This is a genomic window from Cellulomonas shaoxiangyii, assembly GCF_004798685.1.
In the GTDB taxonomy this organism is placed as follows: domain Bacteria; phylum Actinomycetota; class Actinomycetes; order Actinomycetales; family Cellulomonadaceae; genus Cellulomonas; species Cellulomonas shaoxiangyii.
Window position 1 is genome coordinate 3,002,799 of the sequence record NZ_CP039291.1, and the last position, 19,590, is coordinate 3,022,388.

A 19,590-nucleotide genomic window follows, 5' to 3' on the forward strand; every position below is an offset into this window, starting at 1 on the left:
GCGCACTCGCGCCTCCAGGGTCAGACGGTCGCCAGCGACGACCAGACCTCGTTGGGGCTGTTGGTGCAGGCTCCCCAGGTGAGTGTGGCCGTGCGGAAGTCCTCGATGCAGCCCATGCCCCAGTCGAGCTGGTGGATACGGCCGTCGCTGGTCTGTCCCCAGCGCACCAGCAGGCCGCTGTCGCAGGCCGCGACGAAGATCCCGGAGGAGCTGCCGGTGGCGAGGCACCGGCCGTCCGGGGTGCGGATGGTCTGGTCCGCCGCCGAGTAGACCCAGCGCTGCGTGGCCGAGCCGTTGCACTTCGTGGTGAACGCCGCCACCGGCCGCTCGGGGTGCTCCCGGCGGTCGATGCACAGTCCGGTGTCCTTGTTGCGCAGCTCGCTGCCGGGAGCGGCGGCCTGGGCCGGCTGTACCGCGCCGAACAGGCTCAAGGCCAGCAGGGCGGATGCCGCCAGGGTCGAGATGATCTTTCGCACCATCGTCGGGCTCCTTCTCGCGAGGCTGAGTTCGGACCGTGGCGCCGACGCCCTGCGACGTCGGCGCCGACGTCGATCTGTGGAGATAGTGGAACTTTGCACCACTTCGGACATCCCCACAAGCCCGGCAAGCCCCGCGCCGGCGCCGGTCGTCCCCCGCTCAGCCGCCCGGCGCCGGCTCGGGCACCGCGTCCGCCGGCGCGACGGGCGCGTCGGGCGCGGGCGGCGCACCGGCGTCGCCGGCCGGGGCGGTCGCCCCCGGGTCCCCCTCGCCGGCCGACGGGCCGGGCGTCGGCGTCGCGGCGTCCTCGGTCGCGGCGTCCTCGGTCGCGTCGTCCTCGGTCGCGGCGGGACCCCACGCGGTCACGGCCAGCGCCTGGTCGAACGGCCAGGCCGGCGCCAGGAGGTCGTCCTCCGCACCGGGCCGCAGCGCCAGGTCGCCCGCCCACTCGTCGGTGTCGACGGCGCTCGACGGTGCGGTCCACAGCGGGTACGCGTTCCACCGGAGCGCGCCGCCGACGCCCGGCGCGCCGACGCGGTAGGCCACCTCGGAGTCGTCGTCGAGCCAGACGGTCCCCTGCCTGCCCAGCTCCCCGGCGTACCGCTCCGTGACCACCGGCCGCCCCTCCTGGTCCACGATCTGCGCGCCCTGCACGGGCCTGCCGTCGGCGTCGTAGACGAACAGGTTGGTCGCGGTCTCGCCGTCGACCACGACGCCGTCCACCGGCGCGGTGTCCAGCACCGCCTGCAGCTGCGCCTCCTGCTGCCGGTCCGCGGCCGGCAGCCACAGGAGCAGCACGGCGGCCGCCACGGCGCCGACCGCGCTGACCAGCGTCGCGACCGCGTGCCAGCGCCCGCGCACCACCCAGTGCCCGCGGCCCCACTGCACGCTCGCGACGACGGCCGCGGCGAGCACGACCCAGCCCACGAGACCGGAGGGCAGCCACCACGGCTCGGGCGGCTCGGCCCCGACCGACCGGAGCACGAGCTGGGCCAGCGCCCAGCCCCGCAGCAGCCACCCGGCGGGTCGCAGCGCCACGAGCACCTCCTCGACGGGGAGCCAGCCGCGCTTGGCGCGCAGCGAGGCGAGCACCGCGTCGTCGATCGCGAAGGCCTCGCGCCACCGGCCGGCGAGCGCGTCCCGGACCGGGTGACGCCGGCCTGCGGGTGCCAGCCCCGCGGCGGCGCGCAGCTCGGCCGCGTACGCCTCCGGCGTGCCGAACTCCTCCACCAGCCCGCCGCTGTGCGCGCGGCCGTCGTCCGCGAGCGCGTCGGCGAGATTCGCCTCGAGCCCGTCCGTCAGGTCGTCCACCTGGTCCGCGCCGAGGTCGGCGAGGGCCGCCCGCACCCGGGCGGCGTAGTGGGCGACGTCCTGCGCCACACCGGCGTCCAGCACGCTCATCGTCCTGCCTCCGTCCCGAGCAGGCGCGACATCGTGCCCGCGAACTCGTCCCAGTCCTTGCGCTGCGCGTCGAGCATCGCCCGGCCCTGCGCGTTGATCCCGTAGTACTTGCGGTGCGGCCCCTCGTCGCTGGGCACGACGTACGACGTCAGCGCCCCCGACGAGTAGAGCCGTCGGAGCGTGCCGTAGACGGACGCGTCCCCGACCTCCTCGATGCCCGCGGCGCGCAGGCGCCGCACGACGTCGTAGCCGTACCCGTCCTCGTCGGCGACCACGGCGAGCACCGCGACGTCGAGCACCCCCTTGAGCAGCTGCGTGGTGTCCACGCGACCTCCGCTCCCCCGCTCCCGCGGGACGTGTGGTGCGGGCGCCCCTCCGGCGCCCGCGGCTCGCACACTACTGTGCAGAACGCAGTACCGTCCAGACCGACACACCGGACGGTGCGCCGGGTGCGGGGCAACCCGCCCGACGCTGCCCCCGCCGCACCGTTCCCCTCCCGCCCACGCAAGCCCGCCGGTCCTGGCACCGCGGTCCCCGCGCACGCCCGTCACCAGCCCACCGCACGCAGCGAGTTCGCCGGTTGTGCACCCAGGTCGCCGGGCACGACCGGCGACCTCGGCGCAGAAGTGACGAACTCGGCGAGCGGGCGTCCGCACGCGCCGCTTCCTTGGCCGTGCCCGGCCGGCACACCGTTGCGGCGACCGCGCCCCGATGCCCCGGCGCCGCCTGCGCGGCGCGCTCGTCGCTCGTGCGGCGAGCCGTCGCCAGGTGCCGAGCTCGTCACTCGTGCGGCGAGCTCGTCACTCGGGAGGGACGAGGTCGCGCCGGGCCGACGAGGTCGCGGGGTCGACGGGGTCGTGGACGGACGGGCAGCGGCCGCCTCAGCGCTCCGCGACGCTCCAGGCGATGCCGTCGAGGATGTCGTGCTCCGAGGTCACGACGTGCGTGAGCGCACCGCCGGCCGCGGCGACCTCGTCGCGCACGCGCCGGACGACCTCGCGCCACACGAGCGCGCCCGCGCCGATCACGTCGACGCGGCCCGGGTGCAGGTACGGCAGGGCCGCGCGCTGGTCACGCGGGGCCCGCAGGAGGTCGTCGCACGCGGTGAGCACGTCCGCCACCGGCAGGCGCGAGCCGTCGATGCGGTCGCGGCTGTACGCCGGCAGGCGCAGCGCGTGCGCGGTGATGGTCGTGACGGACCCCGCCAGGCCGACCAGTGTCGCGGCGCGGCCGAGGGGCACGACGGCCGCGGCCGCGTCGAGGGCCGCGCGGACGTCGGCCGTGGCCGCGGCCACCTCGTCCTCGGTCGGGGGGTCCGTGTGGAGGTGGCGCTCGGTCATGCGGACGGAGCCGACGTCCATCGAGAGGGCAGCCTCCGGCGCGTCGGTGCCGAGCACGAGCTCGGTCGACCCGCCGCCGAGGTCGACGACGAGGAACGGCGCGTCGAACCGCCCCGCGAGCACGCCGGTGGCGCCGCGGAACGAGAGCCGGGCCTCCTCGTCGCCCCCGACGACCTCCGGGGCGACGCCGAGCGCGTCCTGCACGCCCTGCACGAAGTCGGCGCGGTTCTCGGCGTCGCGCGTCGCCGACGTCGCGACGAACCGCACCGCCTCGACGCCGAGCTCGGTGCACACGTCGTGGTACCGGCGCGCGGCGTCCAGCGTGCGGGCCAGTGCCTCGGGCGCGAGCCGGCCGGTGCGGTCGACGCCCTGGCCGAGGCGCACGACCTCGTTGCGGCGGTCCAGGTCGACGAGCGTGCCGGCCTCCGGGTCGACGTCCGCGACGAGCAGACGGATGGAGTTGGTCCCGCAGTCGATGGCAGCCACACGCGTCACGCGCTCATCGTGTCATCCCGCCGGACCCGCGACGTGCGGCGAGCACGCCTCCCCCGGCGTGCCGGGCGTCAGCAGCTGCAGCGGTCCGGGCGCCACCGGTCGGCGATCATCGCGAGCACCTCGTCGCCCACCGGGTTGACGCCCGGGCCGGCGGCCAGCGCGTGCGCGACGAGCACGTGCAGGCACTTCACGCGGTGCGGCATGCCGCCCGCGGAGATGCCCGCGATCTCCGGCACGTGCGCGATCGCCTCGCGGTCGGCGAGGTACGCCTCGTGCGCGCGTCGGTGGCCCGCGGCCAGCTCCTCGTCCTCCGCCAGCCGCGCGGTGAGCTCCTTCATGTACCCGCCCGCCTCGACGGTGCTCACCGCCGCGACTGCCTGCGGGCTCGTCAGGTAGTACGTGGTCGGGAAGGGCGTGCCGTCGTCGAGCCGCGGCGCCGTGCGCACCACCAGGGGCCGCCCGCACACGCACCGTGCGGCGACGCCCACGACGCCCCGCGGCGGGCGGCCCAGCTGCTCGGTGAGCACCTCGACGTCGCGCGGCGTCACGTCGGCCGCGGCCGGCGCCGGTGCGGCGGGCGCGCCGGCGGACGGGCCGGGCGTGTCGCGGTGCGCGGTCGGGTCGGGGAGGTCTGCAGCGGGCACGGCGGTTCCTGTCGTGGGACGAGGTGCGGGGACGACCGTCCATTGTCGCCGACGGACGCGGCGCCGGGCACGCCGGTGGCCGCGGGTTCGAGGCGCGGCCGCGGGTGCCGCGCCGGCGCTCAGGGCGTCGGGGCCGCGGGGTCCAGCACGGCGGCGTCGCGCGCCGGGTCGGCCGCGCCGGCGCCCGGCCCGCCGTCGGTCGGCTCGACCCCGGTCGGCGGCACACCGGCCGGCTCCGCGTCCGCGGGGGCCTCACCTGCCAGGCGCACCGAGTCCCACACCGTGCTGTACCAGGGCCGCGTCGAGCCCGCCGCCTCGCCGACGGCTCCCTGCTCGACGACGGGCACGTCGGGCACCGTCTCGGGGTCGACGACGCGGAAGGCCGTCTCCCCCGGCATGACGAACGACAGCCGCTCGCGGGCCTGCGCCACCACGTACGCGGGATCGTCCCAGCGGCGCAGCTCGGCCTCGAGGTCGTCGTTCTGCGCCACGGCGGCGTCCCGCTCCGCACGCAGCTGCTCCACCTCGGCGCGGTGCTGCACGAACGAGGACAGCGTCGGGTAGACGAGCACGAAGGCGATGAGCACGACCAGGGAGAACACCATGGTGCGGACCGTGAACATGCGCGGGACGCGTACCTGCGACGCCGCCGCACGGGGGGTGCCGCGCGGGGGCGTGCCGGAGCGTCCGCCGGCCCCGGACGAGCCCGGCGGCCGCCCGGCGGGGCGGTTGGCCCCCGGCCGGCTCGTGGCCCCGGGGCCGGGCGCGACCTTGGGCACCGGACCCGACCGCGGCGCGGCCGGCCGAGACGGGCGCGGCGTGGAGGGGCGCGGCGTGGACGGGCGCCCGGCAGCCGGGCGCGACCCGCCCGTGCGGCCGGCCTGCGGAACGGGCCCGGACGGCGTCTGCTCGCGCGGCGACCCGCGGCCCGGGCCACCGGGCGCGACGGGACGACGGGGCGCGGGCATGCCGACGATTGTGCGCCCGTCCCCGGTGATCCGCCGGGACGCCGCGCCCGGCGCGGGACGTCGCCACGGAACCTCCACGACCGGCTCCACCGGCACCCGCGCCGCGCGCACGACCCCCCGCCGACGCGCCCCGGCCCGGACACGCCGACGCCCGGCCCGCCACGAGGGCGGGCCGGGCGTCGGTCAGGTCCGGCGTCCTGCGGACGTCAGGCCTGGAAGCGCGGGAAGGCGCTCGCACCGGCGTAGATGCCGGCGTCGTCGAGCTCCTCCTCGATGCGCAGGAGCTGGTTGTACTTGTTGATGCGCTCACCACGGGCGGGCGCACCGGTCTTGATCTGGCCGGCGTTCGTCGCGACGGACAGGTCGGCGATCGTCGTGTCCTCGGTCTCGCCGGAGCGGTGCGAGGTCATCGTCGTGAAGCCGTTGCGCTGCGCGAGCGAGACCGCGTCGAGCGTCTCGGTGAGCGTGCCGATCTGGTTGAGCTTGACCAGCAGCGAGTTCGCCGCCTTGAGCTTGATGCCCTTGGCCAGGCGCTCGGGGTTGGTGACGAACAGGTCGTCGCCGACGATCTGGACCTTGTCGCCGATGCGCGACATGAGCGCGACCCACGCCTCCCAGTCGTCCTCGGCCAGCGGGTCCTCGATGGAGACCAGCGGGTAGTCCGCGACGAGCGCCTCGTAGTACTCGATCATCGCGGCCGACTGCAGCTTCTGACCCTCGAAGGCGTACTTGTCGTCGGAGAAGAACTCCGTCGCCGCGACGTCGAGCGCGAGCGCGACGTCGCGGCCGGGCACGAAGCCGGCCTTCTCGATCGCGACGATGATGAGGTCGAGCGCGTCGCGGTTGCTCGGCAGGTTCGGCGCGAAGCCGCCCTCGTCGCCGAGGCCCGTCGAGAGGCCCTTGCTCTTCAGCACGGACTTCAGCGAGTGGTAGACCTCGGTGCCGGTGCGCAGCGCCTCACGGAACGTGAGGGCGCCGATCGGGGCGACCATGAACTCCTGGACGTCGACGTTGGAGTCGGCGTGCGACCCACCGTTGAGGATGTTCATCATCGGCACGGGCAGGACGTGCGCGTTGGGGCCGCCGACGTAGCGGAACAGCGGCAGGTCGGCCGAGTCGGCCGCGGCCTTGGCGACCGCGAGCGAGACGCCCAGGATCGCGTTCGCGCCGAGCTTGCCCTTGTTGGGCGTGCCGTCGAGCTCGATGAGCGCGGCGTCGACGAGGCGCTGCTCGCTCGCGTCGAAGCCGACGAGCTCGGGGGCGATGTCGTCGATGACGGCGTTCACCGCACCCTGGACGCCCTTGCCGCCGTAGCGGGGCTCGTCGGAGTCGCGACGCTCGACGGCCTCGAACGCTCCCGTGGACGCGCCCGAGGGGACGGCCGCGCGGGCGATCGTGCCGTCGTCGAGGGCGACCTCGACCTCGACAGTGGGGTTGCCGCGCGAGTCCAGGATCTCGCGGGCGCCGACGGCCTCGATGCTGGCCATGGTGCTCCTTCGACAGACGGTGGGGATACGACCTCAGCCTAGTCGTGACCTGCAGGACCGCCCGGGGGACCTTCGACCGGTGGACGGAACGCCCGTGACCAGCACCGACGCGGGTGCGACGATCGGGGCGTGCACGCACGCGACGCGACCGGCGCCCCACCGCCCGGCGCACCGTCCCCGGGCCCTGCGCCGGCGCGGCTCGCGTCGGTCGTCACCCGCCTGCGCGCGGCCGGGTGCGTGTTCGCGGAGGACGAGGCCGCGCTGCTGCTCGCGGCGGCGCTGGCGGCGGGGCGGCACGGGACGACGGCCGCCGACGGCACGGTCCGCACGGCGCCCTCCCCCGCCACGGCCGACGAGGTCCTCGAGGGCCTGGTCGCGCGGCGCGTCACCGGCGAGCCGCTGGAGACGGTGCTGGGCTGGGTCGGGTTCGCGGGGCTGCGGCTGGCGGTGGGCGCCGGGGTGTTCGTGCCGCGCCGCCGCACCGAGCTGCTCGCGCGCACCGCGGTGCGACTGGCCCGTGGTGCCCGCCCGTCGCCCGTGGTGGTCGAGGCCTGCTGCGGCGTCGCTCCCGTCGCGACGCTCGTGGCGCACGAGGTGCCGGGCGCCGACGTGCACGCGGCGGACCTGGACCCCGCGGCCACGGGGTGGGCGGCCCGCAACCTGGCGGGCCGTGGCCGCGTGTGGACGGGCGACCTCCTCGACCCGCTCCCCGGCACCCTGCGGGGGCGGGTCGACGTGCTCGTCGCGAACGCGCCCTACGTGCCCCACGCCGCGATCGCGACCATGCCGCCCGAGGCGCGCGAGCACGAGCCGCACGTGGCGCTCGACGGCGGTCCGGACGGCGTCGCGGTGCAGCGCCGGCTGCTCGCGGCCGCGCCGGCGTGGGTGCGAGCCGGCGGGCACGTGCTGGTGGAGACGAGCGTGCGGCAGGCGCCGCTCACGCGCGCGGCGTGCCCGCCCGGCTGGACGGTCGACGTGCTGCGCGACGACGACGTGGACGGCACGGTCGTCGTGGCGCGGCGGCCGGGCTGAGCCGGCCAGGCTGAGTCCGCCCGGTGAGTCCGCGGGCCGGACTGTCCAGACGAGGGCCGGCTCCCGGAGGGGCGTGGTCAGGCCACCGTGCAGGGGGTGCCGTCGAGCGCGAACGAGGTGGGCCGCGGGTTGGCGCCGCCGTGCGTCCCGTTGAAGCCGATGTCGACCGAGGCGCCCGGCCTCAGCGCACCGTTCCAGGCGGCGTTGGTGGCGGTGACGGTCGCGCCGGCCTGGGACCACGTGGCCGACCAGCCCTGCGTGACGCGCTGGCCGCCGGGGAACGTGAACGTCAGCGACCAGCCGTCGAGGGGCACCGTCCCGGTGTGGGTGATGCGCACGCCCGCCGTGAAGCCGGTGCTCCAGTCGTGGGTCGTGTACGCGACGCGGCAGGTGGCGGACGGCGTCGGCGTGGGCGTCGGTGTCGGCGTCGGTGTGCGCGTGACCGTGGGCGTGGGCGTGGGCGTCGGCGTGACCGTCGGCGTGGGCGTGGGCGTCGGCGTGGGCGTCGGCGTGGGCGTCCGCGTCGGCGTGACCGTCGGCGTCGGCGTCGGCTCGATGCGGGAGGGGTCGACGATCCCCCAGTACGCCGGCTTGACCTGCAGGGCGCCGTCGAACAGCAGCGGCGCGGCGCCCGCGCGCAGCCACGTGCGCGAGTCCTCCAGCCCCCACACCGTGACGGACGTCAGCGACGACGCGTGGCGCTCGAGCATCGCGAACACGTCGCGGTAGTAGTAGCCCTGCTCGAGCAGCCGGTCGGCCGGCGGTGCGCCCCAGGACTCGCCGGCGTCGCGGTACGTCGAGACGTCGAGCTCGGTGACCGCCTGCGTGACGTCGAGCGCCTCGAAGGCCTCGATCGTGTCCTCGATCATGGCGATCGAGCGGCCGACCTCCACGTGCAGCTGGTGCCCGACCCCGTCGACGGGCACGCCCTGCGCGAGGAGGTCCGTGACGAGCCGAAGGTACGGCGCGCGCTTGTCCGGGTACTCGGAGTTGTAGTCGTTGATGAAGAGCAGCACCTCCGGGCCGAACGCCTCGCGTGCGTACCGGAACGCGTCGGCGACGTAGGACGGGCCGAGCACGCGGTACCACTCGCTGCGGCGCAGTCCGTCCGGCTGGCTCTCGTCGATCACCTCGTTGACGACGTCGAACGCGAAGACCGGGTTGCCGGCCGTGCCGTACTCGCCGTACGTCTCCCGGTAGTGGTCGGCGACGGCCTCGATGTGGGTGCGCAGCCGCTCGCGCAGCAGCGCCTGGTCCGCCGCGGACGTCGTCAGCGGGGACCCGTCGGCGCCCTGGAAGAACCACGCGGGGGTCTGCTGGTGCCACAGCAGGGTGTGGCCGTAGACGCGCATGCCGTGCTCGAGCGCGTAGTCGACGAGCCCGTCGGCGGCACCGAACGTGAACGTCCCCTCGGTCGGCTGCACCGCGTCGGGCTTCAGCTGGTTGCCCGGGGTGATCTGCACCGCGTGGTGGGCCAGGAGCTCGCCGCGGCCGCCGAGGGTGTCCTGCGGCTCGACCGCGATGCCGAAGGGGAAGGAGCCGGCGACGGCCTCGGCCACGGACGGCACCGACAGGTCGGGCGTGTACCGCACGCCCGTGACCAGCACGTCGTCGAGCATGACGTCGGTGCGGGACGAGGTGGACTCGACGTACAGGGACGCCGTGTCGAACGGGCCGGGCGTGTAGGTCGCGAGCACCTGCTGCCACTCGCCGGTCACGCCGGTCACGGTGGCGACCGTGTCGTAGGACGCCACCCCGTCGACGTCCCGCTGCACGGACACCCGCAGGTCGGCCGGCGCCGGGCCGTCCCCGGGCAGCTTGAGCCACAGCCCGATCGTGTAGGTCGTGCCCGGCTCGAACACGTCCGTCACGGGGACGGCCGCACCGTCCCACCACTCGGTCCGGCCCTGCACGAGCAGGCTCCGGTCCCCGCGCGGCCCGTCCTCGGTCGTCGTCGCGACGGTGACCGCGCCCCCGCGCGGCCCCCAACCGTCCGTGCCGGTCTCGAAGTCGCTCGACAGCACCACGGCCGGCGACGCCGCACGGGCCGGGGCGGCGAGCGTCGCGGCGAGCGCGCCGGCCGCGACGAGGACGGCCACGACGGCCGCCGCGACGAGGGCGACCGTCGACCGCGGGGTCACGGGTGCGGGACGGGCGGGCGACATGGGCGGGCTCCTCGCGACGAGGGGCCGTCACGGCACGGCCCCGCGCGACGCTAGGAGCCCGCACCGGGCCGGCGCACCTACCGAATCGTTTCCGCGGACCCGGTCGTCTCACCCCGCCGTCAGCGGCGCGACGATGCGCTCCACCTGGTCCTTCGCGTCGCCGAACAGCATCACGGTGTTCTCCCGGAAGAACAGCGGGTTCTGCACCCCGGCGTACCCGGTGGCCATCGACCGCTTGAACACGACGACCTGCTTGGCCTTCCACACCTCGAGCACGGGCATCCCGGCGATCGGCGAGGTGGGGTCGTCGAGCGCCGCGGGGTTGACGGTGTCGTTCGCGCCGATGACGAGGACGACGTCGGTCTGCGCCAGGTCGCCGTTGATCTCGTCCATCTCGAGCACGATGTCGTAGGGCACCTTCGCCTCGGCGAGCAGCACGTTCATGTGGCCGGGCAGGCGCCCCGCGACGGGGTGCACCGCGAACCGCACGTCGACGCCCCGGGCGCGCAGGCGCGCGGTCAGGTCGGCCACGGGGTACTGCGCCTTCGCCACGGCCATGCCGTAGCCGGGCGTGATGACGACGGTGCGCGCCTCGCGGAGCATGTCGGCGACCTCCGCCGCCGTGGTCTCACGGTGCTCGCCGTGCTCCTGCGCGCCGCCCGCCACGACCGTGCCGCCCTCGGCGCCGTAGCCGCCGAGGATCACGGAGACGAACGACCGGTTCATCGCCTTGCACATGAGCCACGACAGGATCGCGCCGGACGAGCCGACGAGCGCACCGACGACGATGAGCAGGTCGTTGCCGAGCATGAACCCGGCCGCGGCGGCAGCCCAGCCCGAGTACGAGTTGAGCATCGACACGACGACGGGCATGTCGCCGCCGCCGATCGCGGCCACGAGGTGCCAGCCGAGCGCGAGCGCGACGAGCGTCATGAGCAGGAGCGGCAGCACCGACGGCGCCGCGAGGAACCACGCGAGCAGCCCGCCGGACAGCACGAGCGCGCCGAGGTTGAGCAGGTTGCGGCCCGGCAGGGTCAGGGGCGCGGACCGGGTGCGCCCGGACAGCTTGAGGAACGCGACGACCGAGCCCGTGAACGTGACGGCACCGATGAGCACGCCGAGGAACACCTCGACGAGGTGCACGGCGTCCGGCTCCTCGGTGAGGAAGGAGTTGTAGCCGACGAGCACGGCCGCGAGCCCGACGAACGAGTGCAGGATCGCGATCATCTCGGGCATCTGCGTCATCTCGACGCTGCGTGCGCGCCACGTGCCGACGACGGCGCCGATGGCCAGGGCCATCGCGATCAGCAGGAGCGTCACGGGGACGGGCCGCTCGGAGACGTCGGCCGCCAGCAGCACGGTCGCGAGCAGGGCCAGGCCCATCCCGCCCATACCGAGCAGGTTGCCGCGCCGGGCCGTCTCCTGCTTGCTCAGGCCCGCGAGGGACAGGACGAACAGGAGCGCCGCGACCAGGTACACGGCCTGCGCCAGGGACGTGAGCACGGCGTCAGGCCTCCTTGCGGAACATGGTGATCATGCGGTTCGCGACGAGGAACCCGCCGAAGATGTTGATCGCCGCCACCGTCGCGGCGACGAACGCCAGCGTGGTGACGACCCAGGAGTCGTCGCCGATCTGCAGCAGCGCGCCGACGAGGATGATCCCGCTGATCGCGTTGGTGGTGGCCATCAGCGGCGTGTGCAGCGAGTGGCTCACGTGCGAGATGACGTAGTAGCCGACGACCACCGCGAGCGCGAAGACCGTCGCGTGGCCCACGAACGATGCCGGTGCCGCCGTGAGCGCGAGCGTCGCGAGCACCGCCGCGAGCGCGTACAGGACGCTGCGGCGCTGCGACCGGCGGCGGGCGTCCGCCTGCGTGGCCGCGGCGCGTGCGGCCGCCTGCTCGGACGTCTCGACCGGTGCGGGCGCGGCGGGCGGCGCGGGCAGCGCCGAGACGGCCACGGGCGGCGGCGGCCAGAGCACGTCGCCGGCGTGCGCGACGGTCATGCCGCGCTGCACCGGGTCGTCGAGGTCCAGGACGACCGTGCCGTCCTTGCCGGGCGTCAGCAGCGCCATGAGGTGGACGATGTTCGTGCCGAACAGCTGCGACGTGTGCTGCGGCATGCGGCTCGGCAGGTCCGTCCAGCCGAGGACCACGACGCCGTTCGCCGTGACGACCCGCTCGCCGGGCACGGTGAGCTCGCAGTTGCCGCCGCCGGACGCGGCCAGGTCGACGACCACCGACCCCGGGCGCATCGCGGCCACCATCTCCGCGGTGATGGTCGTCGGGGCCGTGCCGCGCACCAGTGCGGTCGTGACGACGACGTCGGCCCACGCGGTCTGCTCGGCGTACATCGCACCGGTCAGGCGCTCCTGGTCGGCCGTGAGCTCGCGCGCGTACCCGTCCGACGACACCTCCTGCGCGGCGCCCTCGGCGCGCACGAACTGCGCGCCCATCGACTCGATCTGCTCGCCGACCTCCGGCCGCACGTCGAACGCGCGCACCTGCGCGCCGAGGCTGCCGGCCGTGCCGATCGCCGCGAGCCCCGCGACCCCCGCCCCGATCACGAACACGCGTGCCGGCGGGGTCTTGCCCGCCGCGGTGACCTGGCCGGTGAACATGCCGCCGAACTCCTCGGCGGCCTCGATCACGGCCCGGTACCCGGCGACGTTCGACAGGGTCGAGAGCACGTCGAGCGCCTGCGCGCGGGAGATGCGCGGCACCGCGTCGAGCGCGAGGCCCGTCACGCCGCGCACCGCGAGGCGCGCGGCCAGACCGGGGTCGGCGAAGGGCTGCATCATCGCGACGAGGACGGCGCCGGGGCGCAGGTGCTCGACGTCCTCGGCCCGCGGTGGGTGCACCGCGGTGACGACGTCGCTCGCCCACACGTCGGCGGCGTCGGCGACCCGGGCGCCGGCCGCCTCGTACGCCGCGTCGGCGAAGGTCGCGCCGCTGCCGGCGCCGCGCTCGACCACGACGTCGTACCCCAGGTCCCGCAGGGCGGCGACCGTGCGGGGTGTCGCGGCGACGAGCCGCTCCCCCGGCCGGTGCTCGCGTGGGACGCCGATCCTCATGGCTGCTCCTCGCTGTCACGCCGCGCACGGGCGGTCGCCCGGCGCGCGTCCATCGTGGGGGGACGCGTCGCCGCACACCCCGGACCTCGGTCCCAGAAAGCGCTTACCGCCACGGCCGCGGGGCGCCGGCGGCCGCGTCGCCGCGCTCCGCCGCCCGCAGACCGACCTCCCACGCGGCGGCCGCACGACGCAGCGCCCCCTCGGCGTCCACGCCGTCGCGCTCGGCCTCGAGGACGAGCGCGAGCAGCCGCGCCCCGAGGGCCGACTCGACGGCGGCATCCGGGGAGGGGGTGGCGGCGACCGGGGTGCCGGCGGCAGGCGCGTCGGCGGCGGGTGCGTCGGCGGCAGGCGTGCCGGTGGCAGGCGTGCCGGTGGCCGGGGCGTCGGCGTGCGGTGTGCCGGGGACGGGCCTGCCCACGGCCGGCGCGTCGGCATCCGGGGCCGTGGCGGCCTCGACGACCGGGGCGGTGACCACGGCCACCGCGGCGTCGACGTCGTTCCGGTCGTCGGGGTGCACCGCGTCGGTGGAAAGCGGCACGGTGTCCGCCGGCGCCCCGGCCGGGACGTCGGCGCGTGCGGGGACGGCGGCCGCGGCCTGCGGGGCGGACGCGGCGGCACCCTCGTGCGGGGTGCCGCCGGCGGGTGCGTCGGGGGCGGCGGACGTCAGCAGGCCGGCCCGCGCGGCCTTGCCGGCGACCTTCTGCGTGCGCGCGAGCGCGCCGAGGGAGGCCGGCACGCCGTCGAGCGCCGAGACCCGCGCCGGCTTCTCCGCCCGCTTCGCCTCGTCCCAGCGGCGGTGCACGTCACCGGGGGCCGGGCTGCCGGCCTCGTCGCCGAACACGTGCGGGTGGCGACGGACGAGCTTGGCGACGAGCCGGTCGGCCACCTCGGCGACGTCGAACGGGTCGGCGGGGTCCTCCTGCGCGACGCGCGCGTGGAACACCACCTGCAGCAGCACGTCGCCGAGCTCCTCGCGCAGTCCCACGCGGTCGCCCGCGTCGACTGCCTCCGCCAGCTCGTGGACCTCCTCGAGCGCGTACGGCACGAGGCTGGCGTGGGTCTGCTCGGCGTCCCACGGGCACCCGCCCGGGGAGCGGAGCCGGTCCATGACCGCGACGAGCCGGCCGAAGGCCGCCGCCGCGGGCGCGGCGGCGGCGGCCACCTCCGCGGGGACGTCGGGTGCCGTCGCGTCGGGTGCCGCGGCGTCGGATGCCATCGCGTCGACGGCGCCCTCGGCCGGCTGCGCGTCCTCGGCCGACGCCGGGACGGCGTGCCGCCCTCCCCGGCGGCGTCGCGCCGGGTCGGACGTCATCGGGACGTCGGCGTCGGAGCCGGCCCGCCGTCACCGGCACCGCCGTCACCGGGCGTGGCCGGTGCGCGACCGCCGGCGGGGACGACCCACTCGGGCGTCGCCGGCGGCGCGACACCGGCGTCCTGGAAGGTGCCGAAGCGCGGGTTGACGTCGATGTCGGCCTCGGTCAGGAGCTCGCGGTACTCCTCGGCGGCCGCCTGCCCGTCGGGGGACCCCTGGACGGCGTCCGCGGCGACCGAGTAGCGCCCCACCACGAGCGCCTCCTCGCCGAAGTCGAGGGCCGCGGCCTCCTCCTCGCCGAGCTGCTGGGCCGCCTGCTGCACGAGGAAGGCGCGCGCCTGCTCGTCGCTGACGCCGAGCCCGCGCGCGGCGGCCACCTCGGCGAGGAACGGCTCGGTCACGAGGATCGTGAGCACGCCCTGCGCCGTGACGCCCGGGTAGACCGGGGCGAGGTCGTCGAGGGCCGACCGGAGCTCGTCGGTGCGGATCGCCTCCCCGTCGACGACCGCGGCCGCTCCCGGGTGCCCCGAGCAGGCGGCCAGCAGCCCGGCCACGAGCAGAGCGGTGCCCACCGTGCCCGTCCTGCGGGCCGGTGCCCGTCCGCGTCGCGTCCGCGTGCCTCGTCGCACCGTCACCAGAGCCTCCCGTCGTCGGAAGTCGTCGATCGACCGCGGCCATCGTAGGGCCCGCGGCCGACGGCGCCGACCGGGCGCTGCCGTGCGCGACCGGCCGCCGGTGGACGACCGCGGGGCGCGGGACGTCGCCCGCGGCCCCGCGGCTCAGGCGGCGCCGTCCTGCGGGAGGTGCTCCCGCACGTCCTCGTACGTCGCCTGCGCGGGCAGCGCTGCGGCCGGCGCGTAGACGAGGCGCACGACGCCCGCCGGGTACGGGTCGCAGCGCAGCAGGGTGAGCGGGACCAGCGGCCCGTCGGCGGGGAACAGTCGCTCGCCGTGGCCGGCGACCACCGGGTGGACGTACAGCCGCAGCTCGTCGAGCACACCGGCCGCGAGGAGCTGGCGGACCACCTGCAGCGACCCGGGCACGACGACCTTGCGCACGCCCTCGTCGGCCCGCAGCGCGGCGGCCACCTCCACGAGGTCCCCGTCCAGGTGCTCCGCGTTGCGCCAGCCCAGCTCGGGCCGGCCGCGCGTGACGACGATCTTGCGTGCGTCGCCCAGGTCCTTCGCGAAGGCCGCGTCCTCGCCGCCCTCTGCCTCCCGGTCGGGCCACGCGCCCGCGAAGCTCTCGTACGTGCCGCGCCCGAGCAGCAGCACGTCCGCATCCTCGTAGTCCTCCCCGACCCCCGCACCCATCTGCTCGTCGAAGTAGGGGAAGTGCCAGGCGGGGTCGACCTCGGCGACGCCGTCGAGCGAGAGGAAGAGGGTGGACACGAGGACGGCCATGGCGGGGCTCCGGAAGGTCGTCGGCGCCTGCCGCGGCGCCGGGCGGTGCGGGTCAGCGGAGCAGACCCGGGCGGGCCGCGGAACTCATCGGCCCGCCCGGACGCGCACCCGCGTCAGCGCGTCCCCACCTGCGCGGCCGCGCCGACGTCGCCCCGCACGATCGCGTCGACGAACTGCCGCGTCCACGCGAGCAGCTCCTTGCCGTGCAGCGGCTTGCCGCCGATGCGCGCCGTCGTCGGGAACGGCACGAGCGCGGTGCGGACGGCCGGCTTGAGCACCGTGCCGGGGTAGAGCCGCTTGAGCCGCAGCTGCGCCGACTCCGGCAGCTCGACCGGCGCGAACCGCACGAACCTGCCCTGCGCCGTGATGTCCGACAGCCCCGCATTCCGCGCGTGCAGGCGGAAGCGGGCGACGTCGAACAGGTTCTCGACCGCGGCCGGCACGGCGCCGTAGCGGTCCGTGAGCTCGGCGTGCACCTCGCCGAGCGCCGCCTCGTCCGCGGCCGCCGCGATCTTGCGGTACGCCTCGAGGCGCAGCCGCTCGTGCGCGACGTAGTCGTGCGGGATGTGCGCGTCGACGGGCAGCTCGATCGTGACGTCGGGCACCTCCTCGCGCTGGTCGCCGCGGAAGCTCGCGACGGCCTCGCCGACCATGCGCACGTACAGGTCGAAGCCGACGCCCTCGATGTGCCCGGACTGCTCCCCGCCGAGCAGGTTGCCCGCGCCGCGGATCTCGAGGTCCTTCATGGCCACGGCCATGCCGGCGCCGAGGTCGGTGTGCGCCGCGATCGTCTGCAGGCGGTCGTGCGCCGTCTCCGTGAGCGGCGCCTCCGGCGGGTACAGGAAGTAGGCGTAGGCACGCTCGCGCCCACGGCCCACGCGCCCGCGCAGCTGGTGCAGCTGCGACAGGCCCAGCCGGTCGGCACGCTCGAGGATGAGCGTGTTCGCGTTCGAGATGTCCAGGCCCGTCTCGACGATCGTCGTGCAGACGAGCACGTCGAACTTCTTCTCCCAGAAGTCGAGGATGACCTGCTCCAGCTGGTGCTCGCCCATCTTCCCGTGGCCGACCGCGATGCGGGCCTCCGGCACGAGCTCGCTCAGACGCGCCGCGGTCCGCTCGATCGTCTCCACCTTGTTGTGCACGTAGAAGACCTGGCCCTCGCGCAGCAGCTCGCGCCGGATCGCGGCGCCGATCTGCTTCTCCTCGTACGGGCCGACGAACGTGAGCACGGGGTGCCGCTCCTCGGGCGGCGTGGCGAGCGTCGACATCTCGCGGATGCCGGTCACGGCCATCTCGAGCGTCCGCGGGATCGGCGTCGCGCTCATCGCGAGCACGTCGACGTTCGTGCGCAGGGCCTTGAGCGTCTCCTTGTGCTCGACCCCGAACCGCTGCTCCTCGTCGATGATGACGAGCCCGAGGTCCTTGAACCGCACGCCGCCCGTGATGAGGCGGTGCGTGCCGATGACGACGTCGACCGAGCCGTCCGCGAGGCCCTCGAGGACCTCCTTGCTCTCCTTCGCGCTCTGGAACCGCGACAGCGCGCGGACCTTCACCGGGAACGCCGAGTACCGCTCGGCGAACGTGTCGAGGTGCTGCTGGACGAGCAGGGTCGTCGGCACGAGCACGGCCACCTGCTTGCCGTCCTGCACGGCCTTGAACGCGGCGCGCACGGCGATCTCCGTCTTGCCGTAGCCGACGTCGCCGCAGACCAGCCGGTCCATCGGGATCGGCTTCTCCATGTCCTGCTTGACCTCGTCGATCGTGGCGAGCTGGTCGGGCGTCTCGACGTACGCGAACGCGTCCTCGAGCTCGCGCTGCCACGGCGTGTCCGGCCCGAACGGGTGCCCGGGCGTCGCCATCCGCGCCGAGTAGAGACGGATGAGCTCGGCGGCGATCTCCTTGACGGCCTTGCGTGCGCGGCCCTTCGTCTTCGCCCAGTCGCCGCCGCCCATCCGGTTGAGCGTCGGCGCCTCGCCGCCCACGTACTTCGTCACCTGGTCGAGCTGGTCCGTCGGCACGAACAGCCGGTCGCCGGGCTGCCCGCGCTTGCTCGACGCGTACTCGATCACCATGTACTCGCGCGTCGCCGCGTTCGCACCCGTGCCGACCGTGCGCTGCACGAGCTCGACGAACCGCCCGACGCCGTGCTGCTCGTGCACGACGAAGTCGCCGGGGCGCAGCTGCAGCGGGTCGACGACGTTGCGCCGCCGGCTCGGCATGCGGCGCATGTCGCGCGTACTCGAGCCCGCACGGCCCGTGAGGTCGGCCTCGCTGAACACCGCGACGCGCAGGCCCTCGTGCACGAACCCGGGCCCGACCGGCGCCGGCGTGACCAGCACCACCCCGCCCTCGGGCTCGTCGTCGACCGTGCCGACCAGCCGCGCCGGCACCTCGGCCGCGCGCAGCTGCTCGACCATGCGCTGCGCCGGCCCGTGCCCCTCGGTGGCCAGCAGCAGGCGCCAGCCGTCCTGCTGCAGGCGGCGCACGTCCGCGACCGCCCGGTCCACCTCGCCGCGGTAGCGCTCGACCTCCCGGGCCGCGACGACCAGCGTCCGCACGCCGTCGACGTGGCCCAGCCCGTCGTCGGGCACGGTGTCCGCGTCGACCGCACCCGCGTCGAGCGTGAAGCCGCTGAGCGTCCACCAGCCGAGCCCGCGCACCTGCGCGCGCGCCCGCACGTCGGCGAACGACGCGAAGGACGCGGCCGACAGGTCGAGCGGCACCTGCGCGCCCGCGGCCGCCGACGTCCACGCGGCCGCCAGGAACTCCTCGGTGGTCGCGACCAGGTCGTGCGCCCGCCGCCGCACGCGCTCGGGGTCGACGAGCACGAGCAGCGACGCGTCGGGGACCAGGTCGACCACCGGGACCATGCGCTCCACGAGCACGGGCGCGAGCGACTCCATGCCCTCGACCGCGATGCCCTCGGCGAGCTTCTCCAGCATGTCCACCGCGCCGGGCAGGCGCTCCGCGAGCGCCGCGGCCCGCTCGCGCACGGCCGGCGTGAGCAGGATCTCGCGGCACGGCGGGGCCCACACCCCGTGCTCGGCCACCTCGAGGCTGCGCTGGTCGGCCACGGAGAACCAGCGGATCTCCTCGACGTCCTCGCCCCACAGCTCGACGCGCAGCGGGTGGTCCTCGGTGGGCGGGAACACGTCGAGGATGCCTCCGCGCACCGCGAACTCCCCGCGCCGCTCGACCATGTCCACCCGCGTGTAGGCGGCGTCCGCGAGGCGGTGCGCGACGTCCTCGAGGTCGACCTGCTGACCCGTCCGGATCTCCACCGGGACGAGCTCCCCTAGGCCCTCGACGACCGGCTGCAGCAGCGCCCGCACGGGCATGACGAGCACGCGCACCTGCCCCGTCGGGCCCGGCTCGGGGTCCGGGTGCGCGAGCCGGCGGAAGACGGCGAGCCGGCGCGCGACCGTGTCCGAGCGCGGGCTCAGGCGCTCGTGCGGCAGCGTCTCCCAGCTCGGCAGGACGGCGACGTCGTCGTCGGGGAGGTAGCAGCGCAGCGCCGCGGCCAGCTCGTCGGCGTCGCGGCCGGTCGCGGTGACGACGACGAGGGGGCGGCCGGCGTCGCCCGCGCCGCGGGCCGTGGCGTGCGCGCCCGCGAGCGCGGCGAGCAGGGGCGGCCGCACGCCGGCGGGGCCGACGACGTCCAGCTCGCCGCGCGCGCGGACGGACGCCACGGCGTCCGCGGCGGCGGGGTCGGCGAGGAGGGCGGGGAGGAGGCCGGTGAGGTCCATGGGGTCCTTCACGTGGTGCGGGACGGGACGGTCGACGGCCGCGCACG

General features: G+C 75.8%; 15 protein-coding genes. 1 reads left to right on the forward strand and 14 read right to left on the reverse strand.

Features of this window, described 5'->3' with window-relative positions; all coding sequences use genetic code 11:
• Positions 1-20: 20 nt before the first annotated feature.
• From E5225_RS13485 to eno, 7 genes are all read right to left on the reverse strand, one after another.
• Positions 21-479, reverse strand: a complete 459-nt coding sequence (locus E5225_RS13485; RefSeq protein WP_166436029.1) for a ricin-type beta-trefoil lectin domain protein — start codon at positions 477-479, stop codon at positions 21-23.
• A gap of 157 nt (positions 480-636) precedes the next feature.
• Positions 637-1,878 (reverse strand): hypothetical protein, encoded by a 1,242-nt coding sequence (locus tag E5225_RS13490; RefSeq protein WP_136225462.1) that lies wholly within the window; start codon positions 1,876-1,878, stop codon positions 637-639.
• Positions 1,875-2,204: a PadR family transcriptional regulator gene (locus E5225_RS13495; protein WP_135975567.1), complete on the reverse strand. Its 330-nt coding sequence runs from the start codon at positions 2,202-2,204 to the stop codon at positions 1,875-1,877. Before E5225_RS13495 ends, E5225_RS13490 begins: the two co-directional genes overlap by 4 nt.
• Before the next feature lie 555 nt (positions 2,205-2,759).
• Positions 2,760-3,713, reverse strand: coding sequence for a Ppx/GppA phosphatase family protein (locus tag E5225_RS13500; RefSeq protein ID WP_135975565.1), 954 nt, complete (start codon positions 3,711-3,713; stop codon positions 2,760-2,762).
• Between the two features lie 68 nt (positions 3,714-3,781).
• Positions 3,782-4,261 (reverse strand): DUF501 domain-containing protein, encoded by a 480-nt coding sequence (locus E5225_RS13505; protein ID WP_243738423.1) that lies wholly within the window; start codon positions 4,259-4,261, stop codon positions 3,782-3,784.
• 215 nt (positions 4,262-4,476) lie between these two features.
• Entirely contained in the window at positions 4,477-4,980 is a 504-nt protein-coding gene (locus E5225_RS13510) for an FtsB family cell division protein (RefSeq protein WP_136225464.1), read from the reverse strand.
• A gap of 551 nt (positions 4,981-5,531) precedes the next feature.
• A complete protein-coding gene (gene eno / locus E5225_RS13515; RefSeq protein WP_135974891.1) occupies positions 5,532-6,812 on the reverse strand; it encodes a phosphopyruvate hydratase in 1,281 nt (426 codons plus the stop codon).
• Between the two features lie 129 nt (positions 6,813-6,941).
• On the opposite strand from eno, the gene E5225_RS13520 reads away from it, so the two are divergent.
• A complete protein-coding gene (locus E5225_RS13520) occupies positions 6,942-7,844 on the forward strand; it encodes a putative protein N(5)-glutamine methyltransferase (protein ID WP_135974889.1) in 903 nt (300 codons plus the stop codon).
• A 77-nt stretch (positions 7,845-7,921) separates the two neighbouring features.
• Here the strand turns inward: E5225_RS13520 and E5225_RS13525 are convergent, their stop codons facing one another.
• The 7 genes from E5225_RS13525 to mfd form a co-directional block, all read right to left on the reverse strand.
• Positions 7,922-10,009, reverse strand: coding sequence for an endo-1,4-beta-xylanase (locus E5225_RS13525; protein WP_135974887.1), 2,088 nt, complete (start codon positions 10,007-10,009; stop codon positions 7,922-7,924).
• Positions 10,010-10,117: 108 nt separating this feature from the next.
• A complete protein-coding gene (gene pntB / locus E5225_RS13530; protein WP_135974885.1) occupies positions 10,118-11,512 on the reverse strand; it encodes a Re/Si-specific NAD(P)(+) transhydrogenase subunit beta in 1,395 nt (464 codons plus the stop codon).
• Positions 11,513-11,516: 4 nt separating this feature from the next.
• Positions 11,517-13,082: a Re/Si-specific NAD(P)(+) transhydrogenase subunit alpha gene (locus tag E5225_RS13535; protein ID WP_135974883.1), complete on the reverse strand. Its 1,566-nt coding sequence runs from the start codon at positions 13,080-13,082 to the stop codon at positions 11,517-11,519.
• 103 nt (positions 13,083-13,185) lie between these two features.
• A complete protein-coding gene (locus E5225_RS17995) occupies positions 13,186-14,394 on the reverse strand; it encodes a MazG nucleotide pyrophosphohydrolase domain-containing protein (protein WP_243738375.1) in 1,209 nt (402 codons plus the stop codon).
• Complete coding sequence (locus E5225_RS13545; RefSeq protein WP_135974881.1) at positions 14,391-14,966, reverse strand: SurA N-terminal domain-containing protein; 576 nt, start codon at positions 14,964-14,966, stop codon at positions 14,391-14,393. The genes E5225_RS17995 and E5225_RS13545 overlap by 4 nt, the downstream gene beginning before the upstream one ends.
• Positions 14,967-15,173: 207 nt before the next feature.
• The gene (locus E5225_RS13550; RefSeq protein ID WP_135974879.1) at positions 15,174-15,797 is read right to left on the reverse strand and encodes a dihydrofolate reductase family protein; all 624 of its coding nucleotides are present in this window, start codon (positions 15,795-15,797) and stop codon (positions 15,174-15,176) included.
• A 113-nt stretch (positions 15,798-15,910) separates the two neighbouring features.
• Positions 15,911-19,543 (reverse strand): transcription-repair coupling factor, encoded by a 3,633-nt coding sequence (gene mfd / locus E5225_RS13555; RefSeq protein WP_136225466.1) that lies wholly within the window; start codon positions 19,541-19,543, stop codon positions 15,911-15,913.
• Positions 19,544-19,590 lie beyond the last annotated feature (47 nt).

What these genes read in the sequence shown, in the direction of transcription:
- E5225_RS13485 (WP_166436029.1), bottom strand. Translation starts at nt 479, where the DNA reads ATGGTGCGAAAGATCATCTCGACCCTGGCGGCATCCGCCCTGCTGGCC.
- E5225_RS13490 (WP_136225462.1), bottom strand. Translation starts at nt 1,878, where the DNA reads ATGAGCGTGCTGGACGCCGGTGTGGCGCAGGACGTCGCCCACTACGCC.
- E5225_RS13510 (WP_136225464.1), bottom strand. Translation starts at nt 4,980, where the DNA reads ATGTTCACGGTCCGCACCATGGTGTTCTCCCTGGTCGTGCTCATCGCC.
- eno (WP_135974891.1), bottom strand. Translation starts at nt 6,812, where the DNA reads ATGGCCAGCATCGAGGCCGTCGGCGCCCGCGAGATCCTGGACTCGCGC.
- E5225_RS13525 (WP_135974887.1), bottom strand. Translation starts at nt 10,009, where the DNA reads ATGTCGCCCGCCCGTCCCGCACCCGTGACCCCGCGGTCGACGGTCGCC.
- E5225_RS13535 (WP_135974883.1), bottom strand. Translation starts at nt 13,082, where the DNA reads ATGAGGATCGGCGTCCCACGCGAGCACCGGCCGGGGGAGCGGCTCGTC.
- E5225_RS17995 (WP_243738375.1), bottom strand. Translation starts at nt 14,394, where the DNA reads ATGACGTCCGACCCGGCGCGACGCCGCCGGGGAGGGCGGCACGCCGTC.
- E5225_RS13550 (WP_135974879.1), bottom strand. Translation starts at nt 15,797, where the DNA reads ATGGCCGTCCTCGTGTCCACCCTCTTCCTCTCGCTCGACGGCGTCGCC.
- mfd (WP_136225466.1), bottom strand. Translation starts at nt 19,543, where the DNA reads ATGGACCTCACCGGCCTCCTCCCCGCCCTCCTCGCCGACCCCGCCGCC.